A 14,462-nucleotide genomic window follows, 5' to 3' on the forward strand; every position below is an offset into this window, starting at 1 on the left:
AATTCCGTCAAATATGGCGGGAAAGACCGCCGGATACTTCGATCTGGGCACCCGTTGTGAAGGACGCTGCCGGAGATCCGAGAAAAGCGATTGCACGGGCAACTTCCGTCGGAAGACCCAGTCGCGCCATGGGAATATGCTTTTTCTGGGCTAAGTCAGAAAACCACTCATCACGACCAGTCAATTTGTCTTCACGTGCAGCAAATCGACGGTCCCACTGACCTGATTCGATCAGACCAACGACAACCGAGTTGACCCGAATGACAGGGGCAAACTCCCCGGCCAGGGACTTCAGGAGGTTCTGCACACCAGCACGCGCTGCTGATGTGCAGACCATATGCGGCTCTGGCTGGTAAGCCAGCAGGGAATTCACCGCAACAATCGCACCCTGATCTGAGGCTCTCAGCATCTCTTCAAAGGCACGTATTGTATTTATTTGACTAAAAAATTTTAGATTCAGTTCCTCGCGCCAGGCATCATCCGTTGTATCCGAGAATGTCGATACGCGGCCCTGTCCGGCGTTATTCACAAGGAGATCACATGAACCACGCCATGCAAGAACAGCATCCCGAAACGCCAGGACAGCCGTCTTATCCAGAATATCACACTGTCGGGCCAGCACGTCTCCATGTTCTGCAAGGGAAACCCGAGCATCTTCAAGACGCGCAGGATCACGGCCACAGATTGCAACCGCCATGCCTTCATCAAGAAGTTCACGAGCTGTCGCAAGGCCTATTCCTGAACTTCCACCGGTAACAACGGCAACTTTCCCTCGCAGGCCAATATCCATGTCATTCTCCTATGAAGTGGCGTGCAATTTTCCGGAGGCGTTTTCACGCCATCCGAGACGTAACGAGATTTCTTTCGCAGCATCGAGAACAGCACTGACAATTTTGGCACGCCGTCCATCAGTCATTTCAAAAAATACTGTTGGCCCCGTTACATTGACGGACGCGATTACACGATCAGTCTTGTCAAAAATCGGAGCAGCAAAGGAGCTGACGCCATCCGAATACAACCCGTCGCTCTCTGAATAACCGAGCTTTCGCTCCTTACGTAGCGTTTCCTCCAATGCAGCCCACGAAGAGGGTGTACGATCCGTGTATTGCCCGAGAGGACGATCTTCATAGAGCTTTCTGACTTCTTCAGGGTCCATCCATACGAGAATAGCCCGTCCGAGGGTCGTGGCATGTGCGCCTACACGTGAGCCAACCGAGATATTACTGGCGAGTGGCACATTAGGAACACGACGCGCAAGATATACAGCTTCCCGACCATCAAGCACGCCGAGATGAGCAGAAAGGCCCGTTTTTTCAGCCAATTTGGTAACAACTGGCAGAGCGATACGCACGAGATCCTGCCCGGAAGCACTTTCTCCAACCAGACTGACAAGACCAATGCCGATGCGGTATTCACCCTCACGCACACGTTCAATAAAACGTTCGATCTCCAGCGTATGTAAAAGGCGCAAGAGTGTAGTCCGACTGATCCCCAACGTGGCGGCAGCCGCCCTGATATTTACCAGAGAGCCCCCTTCTCCGATGTATCTAAGTAGTTTAGCCGCACGCTGGACAGGGGGGGAGGTGTAACTGCTTTCGTCACTGTTGCTTTCTGAACCGGACATGTTGATCTGACCTTCCGCTATAATCAGGTGAAAACAAAACCCGCATTGACCGGTAGAACCTGACCGGTCAATGACAAAGCAGGCTCACTCAACAGGAAGGCGACAACGCCGACAATATCTTCCGGATTTTGCGGACCAGGGACAGCTCTGCCATTTTCATAAAGATTGTGACGTTCCCTTGGAACATACTCTGTGGCTTCTGTCCGCACGATACCAGGGGCAACAGCGCTAATACCGATTCCTCTTGGACCAAGCTCACGTGCCAACGAGCGTGTCATGGCAATGACTGCACCCTTGCTGGCAGTATAAGCCAGCAGGCGTGGTGCACCCCACAGCGCAGTATCGGAAGCAATATTGACAATCCGCCCATGCGCCGAGAACAGCGGACTAAGCGCACGCGTCATCAACCAGGTACCCCGTACGTTCACTGCCTGAACCCGGTCCCACAGCGCGATATCAACATCCTCAAAATTTTTGCCCCCAACATTCGTTGCAATGGCGCCGTTATTCACCAGCCCGTCGACGTTTTCCCATTTTTCCTTAACCACCCCGGCGAATGCCTCAATCGAGTCAGGACCGGCCAGATCAACGCAAGAAAAATAGACAGGCACACCATATTTTTCAGAAATCCGATCGGCGGTCTGCCGACCTGCTTCTTCAAGGATATCGGCGAGCCAGAGTTCGGAGCCTGCTGCTGCACAGGCTTCGGCAATAGCTTCTCCCAGTCCACGCGCACCGCCGGTAATCACGATGCGACGACCGGCAAGACTAAATGGTGCGGCGAGCATGAAGCTGTTTCCTTTCGCCAGGCGATCTTGGCCTTTAAAAGCAGAATGGTCATATATGGTCATATGATCCTTATTTGGTTTACTAAATCGTTTCGGTTGTGTCAAATGATCTGTACGTTGACAGTGCCATCGTATCGGGCATTGATCGCAATATCGGACCGTATCCGTAATTATTAAGGATTAAGGCATCATGCCGAGCACTGATTCTGAATCTGGAGACGGGATTTTTCATAAAACGGACGCCAATTTTACAAAAACCGGCGCGCTGATCCCTGTCATTGCATTGATAGCAGCAACCTATGTTTTTTATGGCTGGGATCGTCTCGTGATGCCAGTCGAACTGGTCGATTTGCGAAAAGCACTCGACCTTGACCAACGAACAGCGGGACTGATGGCGAGTATTTTTACGCTCGGCATTGCCGTTCTGTCTCTACCCGCCGGTTTTCTGGTTTCGCGTCTCGGTCTGCGCCGCGCCCTTGGATTCAGCACCCTGCTATTTTCGACTGGCACTCTGATTTCAGGAATCGCAGGAAATATTCCCGTTCTTCTTGTTGGACGTCTTACGACAGGTGCTGGAGAATCCATCTTCAGCATTGCTCTATTCATGTTCATCGTAGCTCTCTTCCCCCGCTGGCGCGGGACAGCGATCGGAGGAGCCACGACAATTTTTGGCCTCAGCATGTTCGTCGGACCACGCGCTGTTCTCTTCCTTCAGCATTTTGGCGGCGGTGACTGGCGTTTTCCATTCAAGGTTATGGGGCTATTCGGAGTCATGGCTGGTTTCTGCCTGCTCTTTCTTGTTCCACGGAAATTGCAGACCGAGCATACGGGCATCGCTCCGGCACCAAACTGGTCGTGGCTTTTCGCACCAGGACTCCTCGCTACCTACTCGCTGGCGGTTGTAAACGGTCTATGCTGCTACGCTTATATGTCTCTGTTTCAAACCTATGCGCGGGTCGGGCAGCACCTGTCTCCGGAACAAGCATCATTTGCATTTGGCTGCTTCGGAATCGGCAATGTTCTCGGCGGCATTCCCATCGGCCTTCTTCTGGACCGTAGCGACCGTCGCACGGGAATCGGTATTCTATCCGTTCTCACAGGTATTTCCGGCGCAGTTCTGTTTCTCTGGCCCCTGCATCCTGTCAGCGCCATCGTACTTTCGCTGATCTACGGCACTGGTGTTGGTGGCGTTTACGGAAACTGTTATGCACTTTCGCGCGAACAGGCCCCAGCAGCGCGGGCATCTCTTGCAATCGGGATGCTGCTCACCGTTTATTATCTTGGCGCATCAGTTTCCGGATACATTTTTGTCGTTGCGATGGGAGATAATTTCTCTGCAAATATACGCGGGGCACTGATAATGTTTCTGACACCCTACCTGTTGGCGGGACTGGTCATGCTGTTTGTTCGCTATCGGACCGGCCGAGCCGTTCCGAGCGGCTCCTGAAACGTATAAAAGCACGACGACACGAAAGACTGACGTGTCGTCGTGACTATGTCAAATAAGAGCCTGATACTCTCCATCAGGCCCTTTCCCCTATAGCAAAACAGACGAGAACGTGGCTAAAACTCAGTCACCCTGTTGCACTATTTCAGTAAGAAATCAGAACAGCCACACCACAGGAAAGTCAACGTCAGAAAGCTTTAATATGACTTATTTTTTGTGGCCACGACTGCTATCCTGGCCGCCTATTTTCTGGCGGCGTGTCTCACCATCTATACCACCGGCGACAGCCCATTCGGCAAAATTTTCCGGCCGACGCTCCCAGACACGCGCTTCCCACGCTTCAGTGCAGTAATCCTCATCCGCATAATATTCCAGAGGTGCTGCCAGAGGATTTTCAAAATACCAGAAATAGGCTGATGAAATAGGATGCCGACCCGGACCGATCTCGGTCTTCCAGCCTTTACGGCTCATGGCGAGCCCACCTCCAACGACTTCATGGATGTCATTCAGGGTAAATGCAACATGGTTGATCCCTGCCTTGCCGGGACGGTTCAGGACAAAAAGATTATGATGCCCTCCTTTTACCTGACAGCGCATGAAGCAGCCATGACCTGGATATTCATCACTCACCACAAAGCCGAGCCGTTCGGTATAGAATGCCCGCATAGCTGCGAAATCAGCTCCGAATAACACGATGTGACCGATCTGGATCGGATTTGCCTGCGTAATGACCGGCCCCCGTGTGTCAATGCGATGATACGCACCGGGAGCATTCGGCATTGTCGGTTTTCCTGTCACGAGTTGTCGTTGCGTTACCCGGAACACTAGAGACAGCCCATTCGGGTCAGTTGCACGCGCCAGACCATCAGCACCAATCGAAACGGCGTCTCCCAGACGTGCAAGTGTGTCATCCAGCGCAGCCTGATCCTGCGCGCCCCACACGACTTCCCGCACGGTGTTGCCCCTTTCGATCGCGGCAGGAAGATCTGGTGCATCCACCGGTTTCACGATGACCTCACACCCATCACGCGTTTCGAAAATAATCTGATCTGACATAACGGATTTTTCATGGAGCCCCCAGTCACGCACGAAACGCAGAGCAGCCTCCATATCCTGCACACCGAAGATCACCGCATCGATACCACAAAGAGCCATAATCATCCTTTCATGTTTCATATATAAAACAAAAAGAGTATTTTTATCCTGATTTTGTTCACATTTTCTACTTACTAGGAAAATAATCTTGATTACAGAGATATTTTCACTTGAATCACTTAGAATGTTTGTCATATGAAATAATCATTCCGAAGCAAGATAGATGTGCGGCAAAACGACTATACAGCACGTCATTCATCAGGAGCTTTCCCATGTCAGGGCTCACCAAAAATCTACCTTCCCTCAACCGTGATTTCTGTCGCCATGTCCTCAGGTTTGCCGAAAAAACCTTTGACTGGGACGCCTTCCCCTCTAATCGCGGCTTCGCTGATCTTGAACGAGCCCAGATGCGGTTTATCGGCTCAGGGGGCTCACCGAAAGTCAACGACACTGAAACCCTCAAACCCGAACATTTTACACTGAGCCTGCTCTACAAGCATCCCGGCAAATACGCCGCATGTCACGCACATGAGATTGAGGAAGCCTTTCTGGTGATCGACGGCGTCCTCACCGTGGGATGGGAAGAAGATGGCGTAGTAGTTGAAGCGCCACTCGGATCGAAAGACATGATTCTGAACGCCCGTGATATTCCTCACGGTTTTCGTAATGCGGGGGTCACGCCGGTCACCATGTCGGTCATGGTTGGCGTCGGCAAACCGCTGCCGCCCCGTTATCTCTATCACCCCAAGGATGTGGACGCGGATCTGGCCGCCTCTTTTGGCGCACGGGATGGGCAAGTCCTGAAGATTGATCCGGAAGGACAACACCCCCTGCAGCGCATGATGGCACATTATGTCGTCCGTTATGACGAGCAACCCACAACGTGGACCGCTGCCGGATTCGGCAAAAAGATTTATGTTGGTGACGGAGCAGCCCCCCCATCCACAGCGCGAAAGGAAATGTTCCTGATCCCGCCGGGTGTGGGAGTGAGGCCCTATACGCGAGACTGTGAGGAGGCGTGGCTTGTTCTCGACGGGCACATTACTGTCGGCTGGGAGGAAGACGGAAAAACAATCGAACGTCAGATCGGCCCGAAAGACGTGTTTGTTTCCCCCGCCGGAAAAGCACGTTATTTCCGGAATGACGATGTCAATGCGGCCACGGTTTTTGTCGCCATTGGCTCGCCTCTCGCAGGCGATCCGGACTACCAGCCTGCCGCGAAATGAGCAGCAGAACGTGTACCACCCGCCGAGCGGATGGCCCGGAAGACGTGCTGAGCTGGATCGAGGCAGGCGATCAGGATGCGCCTGCCCTTGTTCTTCTGCATGGAATCGGATCAGATGCCTTGCTGTGGCAGAAGCAGATCGACGCCTTTGCGCCGCACAGACATGTTCTGGCGTGGAATGCACCGGGCTATGCGGGTAGCACGCCTCTGGCGGACAATGCCCTGCCAGGCGATCCTGACGTCTGGGCTACACGGCTGGCCGAAGGGCTAGACGCGCTCGGCATCAGCCGCTGTGTACTGGTGGGACATTCACTGGGGGCACTCACCGCCACTCGATTTGCCATTACCCGCCCCGAACGCGTCAGCACTCTTGTACTTTCCAGCCCGGCGCGCGGTTATGGGCAGAAGGCAGGAGAGTCACTACTTCCGGCCATGCAGGCCCGCATCGACGACATCAGCCATCTTGGCCCGGCCGGAATGGCCGTGCGCCGTGCGCCACGCACGCTAGCATCAGGCGCCCCCCCGGAAATACTTGCCGACGCCGTGGCTGCAATGGGCCGCGTTTCAGTCGCCGGTTATCGTGACGCAGTGCATCTTCTGGCCTGCGGAAACCTCACCGCCGATCTGGCACACTGGAACGGCCCACTCCACCTGATAGGCGCGGAAGAAGATGTCATTATTCCGCTTAAGAAAGTTCGCGAACTGGCATCTATTTTTCCGCGGGCCAGACTTCATGTCATTGAAGGTGCTGGCCACGCGTCCTACTTACAGGCACCGGAACAATTTCAGGCCGCACTGACCAATGCACTCTCGACCTGAATCTCCCTTAGGCCTGATAGCCCAGCGCAGCCGAAATTTCAGCCGCAGCGGCTTCCACCTGCACGCGCACCACATCCTCCAGCACGGCCCTGTCATACGCATCCAGAGAGCAGATGGCGTTGACGGCAGCCTCTGCAATACCGGCACGGTTGCGGACGGGCGCGGCGATACTTGCGACATTGGGTTCGAAATAGCCCCAACTCGCCAGACTGCGTTGTGGCCGATCGGCTTCCAGCTGGGCGACAAGAGTTCCAAGGTCAGTGGGCGTCGCATCGGTATAGGTAGGAAAGTGATACCCATCATAAAGCCGCACCACATCTGCCATCGGCATGTGGGCCAGCAGGGTGCGCCCGATGACAGTAGCGTGGGCCGGGAGCCTCGTCCCAACGCCAATCAGGCTGTTTTCCGGCGTGGCCCCCTGACAACGCACAACATAGACAACGTCTATACCCTCCCGCACCACAAGATGCGTGGTACACCCAGTCTGATCACGAAGTCGTTCAAGAACTGGTGTAGCGATTTCAGCCAGATTGCGGTCAGACAGAGCATTATAGCCCAGACGCAATACACGGTTCCCAAGCCGGAACGTTCGACGAGCAGCGTTGCGTTGCAGATATCCCGCAGCTTCCAGCGTGTGCAGGAGCCGGAACACAGTTGCACGCGGCAGACCAGTGTCACGGGTAATTCCGGCAAGGCTCTGTTCCGGATTGTCCGCGGAAAATCCTTCAAGGATCGCCAGCCCCCGAATCAGGCCGGGAACGATATAGCGGTCCTCATCAGATGTGTCGGTCGGCATCCCGCCATTGTCGTCATGAATCATGGTGCCCATTTTACACAGGGATTCCGCTTGAGGAATAGACTGACAATGACACAGGAGAGGCAAACTGCACTTGCTTTTTACCTTCCGACATCGTAATAATGTCCTATATTGGCCACGAAGACCATATATGGTCAAAAGGGCGTTTTGCTCCACACAACGAATTTGTTCAGGAGAATTTCGCGATGAAAAAACCTTTTGTTCCCTACAATGAAACTTGGCAGACGCGCACGCACGAGCCTGATCCGTATGAAAACATGCTTGGCGACGCTCTGGAAGCCGCCTTCGCCAGGGGTGCAACAACACTCGCGGAGATTATTCCTGTCATGATCGAGCGGGATATTCCGGCACCCGATGGCAGAAACTGGACTGAACATTCTCTTGCTGATGAACTGGCCCGGCTCGGCGCCTGACATATCTTTCAGGAACAGGAATCCGTCATGACCCTCTCCGCTGAAGCTCTTGAAACCCGCCTGCGCACCGGTCTGCGCAACCAGTGGTATGCCGTGCTGCCGTCTAATCAGGTCAAGGCGACCCCGGTTTCCATCTATCGCTGCGGTTTCCGGATCGCGCTCTGGCGCGACCATACCGGCCGCGCCTATGCGCTGGAAGATCACTGCCCACATCGCGGCGCCCCTCTCTCACAGGGCACTCCCCTTGGCGACAGGATCGCCTGTCCATACCATGGCGTTCAGGTCGACGCCCATGGCGTCGCCGTGAAGGTTCCAGGTAGCCCGGGCTGCCGTCTGGAAGGTATGAAAGCCACCCGATCTTTCCCTCTGGAAGAGCGTGGTGGGGCGGTATTTCTATTCGTTGGAGAAACGAAAGACACAGAGCCAACCTCATTGCGTGTTCCAGCGGAACTGGAAGATCCGGAATACAGTCATTTTCTGTGCTATACAGAATGGGGCGGCGATTATCGTTATGTGATCGACAATGTTATGGACCCGATGCATGGCACGTTCCTGCATCATCATTCCCACTCCATGTCTGAAGGTGAAGCTGTCGCCAATTTCCAGATTGTCGAGACCGACACCGGGTTTGTTTTCGAAAAAGAAGGTCAGCGCGACATCAATTTCGATTGGACCGAGTTTATGGATATCGGCTCCATGTGGCTCAAGCTTGAAATCCCCTATCCGAAAACTGGTGGTCCTGGAGGAAACTTCATGATTCTGGGCAGCGTCTCTCCCATGCAGGACGGCTGGAGCGCCGTTTTCTTCTGGCGTCTACGCAAGGTCTCGGGGTGGCAGCGCGATGCGTGGCGTTTCCTTTATCGCAACCGGCTGGAAAAGCGGCACTGGCACGTTCTCGAACAAGACCGTGTTCTAATTGAAGATTACGAGCCCGGGGCAAACCAGAGAGAAATTCTCTATCAGCATGATGCTGGTCTCGTCCGTCTGCGGCGATATCTGAAGCAGAAGGCCGAACAGCAGCTTGAGACCACTGCCCATGGCTGACCTTCTTCGTGTTCGCGCCTGTGTTTTGAAATGGGAGGCAAAAGACATCGTCTCCCTGGAACTCCGCGCACCGGATAACGCTCCCCTGCCCCGCTTTACGGCGGGGAGCCATATCGACCTCCATCTCGCCAATGGAATTGTTCGCAGCTATTCACTGAGCAATGATCCTGCAGAGACCGAACGCTATGTGGTTGGCGTTGCCAGAGATGCCGCCAGCCGTGGCGGATCGCGTTATATTCACGAAATACTGCGCATTGGCACCGAGTTCGAGATCAGCAAACCGCGCAACAATTTTGCACTGAACGAAAATGCTCAGGATTATGTTTTAATCGCCGGCGGCATCGGCATCACTCCCATGATGTCGATGATGCACCGGCTACGTACGCTCGGGCATAAGCCCTTACTTTATTACGCTGTACGCGACCATGCCCGTCTCGCTTTCTCCAAAGAGATCGACGCCATGAGCAGCGAGCATGTCTATCATATCGACAGCGAATCCGGGACACCTCTCGACATTGCATCGATTATAACCGCACACCCGAACGCAGATTTTTACTGCTGTGGGCCCGCACCCATGCTCGCCGCTTTTGAATCGGCAACGACAAATCTTCCGGAAGAACGCGTGCATCTGGAACGCTTTGCCGCGGCACCTGTTGCTAAATCGGATAAGAAAGCAGGCTTCGAGGTCGAGTGTGCGAAATCTCACAAGAGTTTCAAAATTCCTCCTGATGAAAGCATCGGCGACGTATTAGAAAAAGCCGGAATTCCTGTAGCCCTTTCCTGTCGAGAAGGGATTTGCGGGAGTTGCGAGATCCGCGTCCTATCCGGCATTCCGGAACACCGGGACAGCGTTCTGAGCAAAAGTGAGAAAGAAAGCAACAGGACCATGATGATCTGCGTATCGCGCTGCCGATCTGGCAGGCTTGTTCTAGATCTGTAAATGACCCGACACAGGCAGAGAACAAAAGCGTTATCGCGCAGGGGCTTTCTGTCCGGCACAACATGCAACCTACTGGCTTCTGCCTCCCTTGCTCACGCAGAACACCATTCCGCAAGCCTGACACTTCCTTTCCTCTGGGGAGCAGCTACGTCTGGCTACCAGACAGAAGGCAACAGCACGAATGCCGATATCTGGCTTCTGGAACAGGTAAATGGAACTATTTTCAAGGAACATAGCGGCAGCGCAGATGACTTTTACGCATGCTACCGTCAGGACATCGCCCTTGCCGCCTCACTCGGCCTGAACTCTTTCCGATTTTCTATTGAATGGTCACGCATAGAACCGGAGCAGGGCACCATCTCCCATGAGGCTATCGCGCACTACCAGGATATGCTGCGCGCCTGTCATGAGAACAATCTCGCTCCCTGCGTCACCTACAGCCACTTCGCCTGTCCCCGCTGGTTCGCAGCAAGTGGCGGCTGGGAATCTCCAGATGCTGCTGATCATTTTCTACGCTACTGCGAGCTTTCCTCGCGGTCATTCGGACATCTCATCAGTGTGGCGTCCGTTTTCAATGAGCCAAATCTGCACAAACTGATTCTTCATGCAAACCCCTTGAGCGACCGTGCAAAGACCACAATGCTTGCGCAGGCTGCCAGAGCTTGCCACTCCCCGACCTTCAGTTACTATCTCTCAGGAGATCCGCAACGGGTGGAAGCGGCGATGATCTCTGCGTGGAGGCGGGCCTATGATGTAATCAGGAGCGGTCCCGGGCAATATCCTCTTGGTCTGACACTTGCAATGACGGACGATCAGGCCATTGGAGACCCTGCGGCGCGCGACCACAAACGCGCTGAAATTTACGATGCGTGGTTATATGCCTGTCGGGAAAAAGGCGATTTTATCGGTGTGCAGGTCTATACACGTAGCCTGACAGGGCCACACGGTACAGTGCCGCCACCAGCGGGCTCTCATTCCACAACGATGGGATGGGAGTTTTATCCGGAATGTGTCGAAGGAGCCTGCCGCTATGCCGCATCCGTCTCCCAACGTCCAGTCATTGTGACCGAAAATGGTGTCGCAACAGATAACGATTCCGAACGACAGGATTATATCCGCCGTGCAATAACCTCCCTTGAGAGAGCCGTTGCAGATGGAATCGATATTCGCGGCTATTATCACTGGTCTTTTTTGGATAGTTTCGAATGGGCTGCCGGTTACAGGCCCCTGATGGGCTTGATCTCAGTGGATCCGAAAACCAAAAAACGGACGCCAAAGCCATCCGCCTTTTTGCTCAGAAATTTGTGTCCAAAAAAATCAATGATCTGGCAACTATGATATTATCTGGGATGGTTTAGAAAATAATATTTCGACTCCATTCTGATCGCACATTTTTATTCATATTGCTTCAGTCCTGATACCGAAACCATTTCACTCTCAATTACCCTCTGTGTCTTTCGAGATACAGAGACCGAGAAACAACATCAGTAAATTCAGTAATTAGATTAAAATAACTTACGTTTTCTATTTTTGAGAGACACTTTCTCCCTGAGATATCATCTGGGGCAAGAAAATTCACGCAAAAGAAAGCATAATTCGTTTTCTGTTAACAACATTTCGTTGACAGAATATTATGCGCTTATCTATCCTGTTATGGACACCTGTTCCATATATGGACATTCCGTATCTCACATTGATCTGATGAGGCGATGATGACATTCCGCATGCCGCTACGCCGCTCGCTGTTGTCCCTGACAACGGGCATGTCTCTCATCCTGACGGGAACCTCCGTCGCCGTCCCGAAAACGGGCCATGCGGCGCCTTCGGAAAAACACCGCCATGTCCGAGCGACAGGAAAACCCCGATCTCAGGGTGCCGTAACGCATCCATCTCGTCCGCGTAAAACATCCGTGCAGGCGGCAGAAGGGGAAAATATCGTCGTGAACACACAGATTCATCACACACCAAGTGGCGTTACTGGCCGGGATGTCGGTGGTGGTCTTATGAAAAAACAGACGGCTACGGTTGCGATCAGTACCGTTACACGCGACTTTATTGCTGCCCAGTCGCCAGCGTCCTCATCTTATGAACTTCTGCGCATGGTTCCCGGTACGAATGTTGCGATGTCCGACCCGTACAACATGCAGTCCGGAAACTTCATTGTCCGTGGCCTCAACGGCGACGAAATCGGTTTTCTTATGGAAGGAGCGCCCCTCAACAATGTCGGAACCTATGTGACCATTCCGTCTCAGTATCCAGATGGTGACAATGTCGATTCTGAAAGTCTCCAACCGACAACTGTTGACCTGACAGCACCTATGATCGGAGCGGCTGGCGGGCTTACGAGAATGACACTCCGCAATCCGGCAGACAAATTCGGTGGCCAGATCAACGCTACATTCGGCTCTTACGACACATACAGACAATCAGTTCGAATCGACAGCGGCTTACTGGGCAATTCCGGTGTGAAATTTTATGTCGGATACTCGCACCTTCTCGGAAAAAACTGGCGTGGACCAGCGTCGCCTTACCGTCGGGATCACATCGACTTCAAACTGCAAAAAGACTGGGAAGAGGTCGGCACGACAAAGCTTGTGGTTGCCTACACCGACTACCGACTTGATATGCTGACGACACCGACCATGTCACAATACAGGACTTATGGAAACAATTACAACTACAGCAACCAGTTTACCGGAACAAACCCAACCTACTACAAACTCCATGGCGAAGATGCCGGGACACTGATTGTCAGCGCACCGACAGACCTCAGTCTTCTGAACAATACCCTTAAAATCAATGTGACCCCTTATCTCTATCATTCCTGGGGTGGGTTCGCCTACGGCGCCACACTGCCCAATTCCGGCGCTGCATTCTACGGTAACACCCCTGTGACACTCGACATGTCCGGGCTGCCCTCTCATGGAGCCTCAACCATCGTTAATGTACCTACGACTTTTGATATCGAACATCCTGGTATCAACGCAGTAGCCTCGTGGAAACATGGGATCAATACGGTAAAAGCGGGCTACTGGTTCGACTATACACGACAGACCTACGAGACCACTTATGGCGGCGTGAGCGCCAGTGGTTCTCCGCTCTCCCTGCTGGGTAGTTATAGCACGAATGCCCATCTGAAAGATGGTACGGAATACAAATCAACCAACTGGCTGACTGAGACCTACACGCACGGCCTTTATCTCGGTGATGAAATTAATGCCTTTAATGACAAGCTTCTGGCAGAAGCTGGCGTAAAATTTGTCTGGATTCACAGACCAGGATACAATTATATTCCCGGCCCACAGTCCAATGTCGGCCAGAATGCTTTTCAGGTGACGCCTCAGGTCGGTTTCCGCTACCAGTTTACGCCTGAACATCAGATCTTCCTCAGTGGGAATACCGCTTTTCGTATGCCCACCGCGAACTCAATGTTCAACAGTTATAATGGAGCAACAGGCAACCTGCTGATCGCCGGCAATAATCAGCAGAAGAACGAGTTCTCGATATCGGAAGAAATCGGTTATCGATATACCGGTAAACAGATTATGGCCACAGCATCTTTTTTCAACTATAATTTTACAAATAGACAGATTTCCACGGCAGCTATCATCAATGGCGGTTCGGTCAACACCTTCATCAATGCCGGCGGCGAGACAGGCCGTGGTGTCGATGTTGAAATTGGCACGCGCCCTTGGCATCATTTCCGTCCCTATGTGTCAGGCGAATATCTCCATGTTACGACAGACAACAATCTGCGTTTTGGAAACGACTATCTGCCAACAGCAGGGAAAATAGCAGTTCGGGCTCCGAAATGGAGCGCATCAATGGGCCTGAACTATGATGATGGATCTCTTTTTGGAAACGTCAATATAAAATATATTGATAGTCAGTACTCAACTTTTATGGACGATGAATCTCTTCCTGCCCATACCAACGTCGATCTTGCTATTGGATACCGCTTTCACTCCGGGCTCCACCTCAAACAGCCTGAACTGCGGCTCAATATCCAGAATCTGGCAGGTTCCACCTATCTGAGCGGCAGCAACTCGGTAACCGGAACAGCCCACGCGACACGGGGTATTCACGGTACAATGATTGCCGGATCTGCACCCACCTACTATCTTGGTGCCGGGCGAGCATTTATTGGAACATTTAGCGTCGGTTTCTGACACCTGGAGGGATCGAAGAACTGTTGGTTGATGGGGCTGGCTCGTGATTTCAGGCTTTTGGCGATTTGATTGACGGTTCTT

Annotated in this window: 13 protein-coding genes; 8 read left to right on the forward strand and 5 right to left on the reverse strand. The window is 52.9% G+C overall.

What is annotated here, in order from left to right; all coding sequences use genetic code 11:
• Window positions 1-7: 7 nt before the first annotated feature.
• Genes JK199_RS08355 through JK199_RS08365 form a run of 3 tightly spaced genes read right to left on the reverse strand, consistent with a single transcriptional unit; the run spans window position 8 to window position 2,475 of the window.
• Entirely contained in the window at window positions 8-790 is a 783-nt protein-coding gene (locus JK199_RS08355) for an SDR family oxidoreductase (protein WP_212375143.1), read from the reverse strand.
• A 9-nt stretch (window positions 791-799) separates the two neighbouring features.
• The gene (locus JK199_RS08360) at window positions 800-1,624 is read right to left on the reverse strand and encodes an IclR family transcriptional regulator (protein WP_212375145.1); all 825 of its coding nucleotides are present in this window, start codon (window positions 1,622-1,624) and stop codon (window positions 800-802) included.
• A 23-nt stretch (window positions 1,625-1,647) separates the two neighbouring features.
• The gene (locus JK199_RS08365) at window positions 1,648-2,475 is read right to left on the reverse strand and encodes an SDR family oxidoreductase (RefSeq protein WP_244985005.1); all 828 of its coding nucleotides are present in this window, start codon (window positions 2,473-2,475) and stop codon (window positions 1,648-1,650) included.
• Between the two features lie 127 nt (window positions 2,476-2,602).
• Between JK199_RS08365 and JK199_RS08370 the strand changes: the two genes are divergently transcribed.
• Window positions 2,603-3,859 (forward strand): MFS transporter, encoded by a 1,257-nt coding sequence (locus tag JK199_RS08370; protein ID WP_212375148.1) that lies wholly within the window; start codon window positions 2,603-2,605, stop codon window positions 3,857-3,859.
• A 207-nt stretch (window positions 3,860-4,066) separates the two neighbouring features.
• On the opposite strand, the gene JK199_RS08375 is transcribed toward JK199_RS08370, so the two are convergent.
• Complete coding sequence (locus tag JK199_RS08375; RefSeq protein WP_212375150.1) at window positions 4,067-5,149, reverse strand: VOC family protein; 1,083 nt, start codon at window positions 5,147-5,149, stop codon at window positions 4,067-4,069.
• A gap of 77 nt (window positions 5,150-5,226) precedes the next feature.
• On the opposite strand from JK199_RS08375, the gene JK199_RS08380 reads away from it, so the two are divergent.
• Window positions 5,227-6,180, forward strand: coding sequence for a cupin domain-containing protein (locus JK199_RS08380; RefSeq protein WP_212375152.1), 954 nt, complete (start codon window positions 5,227-5,229; stop codon window positions 6,178-6,180).
• Window positions 6,177-6,998, forward strand: a complete 822-nt coding sequence (locus JK199_RS08385) for an alpha/beta fold hydrolase (protein ID WP_212375154.1) — start codon at window positions 6,177-6,179, stop codon at window positions 6,996-6,998. The genes JK199_RS08380 and JK199_RS08385 overlap by 4 nt, the downstream gene beginning before the upstream one ends.
• A 7-nt stretch (window positions 6,999-7,005) precedes the next feature.
• Here the strand turns inward: JK199_RS08385 and JK199_RS08390 are convergent, their stop codons facing one another.
• Entirely contained in the window at window positions 7,006-7,827 is an 822-nt protein-coding gene (locus tag JK199_RS08390) for an IclR family transcriptional regulator (RefSeq protein WP_212375157.1), read from the reverse strand.
• A 173-nt stretch (window positions 7,828-8,000) separates the two neighbouring features.
• Between JK199_RS08390 and JK199_RS08395 the strand changes: the two genes are divergently transcribed.
• The 5 genes from JK199_RS08395 to JK199_RS08415 all read left to right on the forward strand — a co-directional run bounded on the left by JK199_RS08395 (window position 8,001) and on the right by JK199_RS08415 (window position 14,381).
• Window positions 8,001-8,228 (forward strand): recombinase-like helix-turn-helix domain-containing protein, encoded by a 228-nt coding sequence (locus JK199_RS08395; RefSeq protein ID WP_212375159.1) that lies wholly within the window; start codon window positions 8,001-8,003, stop codon window positions 8,226-8,228.
• Between the two features lie 27 nt (window positions 8,229-8,255).
• A complete protein-coding gene (locus tag JK199_RS08400; protein WP_212375161.1) occupies window positions 8,256-9,272 on the forward strand; it encodes an aromatic ring-hydroxylating oxygenase subunit alpha in 1,017 nt (338 codons plus the stop codon).
• Window positions 9,265-10,212, forward strand: a complete 948-nt coding sequence (locus JK199_RS08405) for a PDR/VanB family oxidoreductase (RefSeq protein ID WP_212375163.1) — start codon at window positions 9,265-9,267, stop codon at window positions 10,210-10,212. Before JK199_RS08400 ends, JK199_RS08405 begins: the two co-directional genes overlap by 8 nt.
• Window positions 10,213-11,550: a glycoside hydrolase family 1 protein gene (locus JK199_RS08410; RefSeq protein WP_212375165.1), complete on the forward strand. Its 1,338-nt coding sequence runs from the start codon at window positions 10,213-10,215 to the stop codon at window positions 11,548-11,550.
• 386 nt (window positions 11,551-11,936) lie between these two features.
• A complete protein-coding gene (locus JK199_RS08415; protein ID WP_212375167.1) occupies window positions 11,937-14,381 on the forward strand; it encodes a TonB-dependent receptor in 2,445 nt (814 codons plus the stop codon).
• The last annotated feature ends 81 nt before the right edge of the window (window positions 14,382-14,462 follow it).

Source organism: Acetobacter persici, assembly GCF_018256955.1.
GTDB lineage: Bacteria > Pseudomonadota > Alphaproteobacteria > Acetobacterales > Acetobacteraceae > Acetobacter > Acetobacter persici.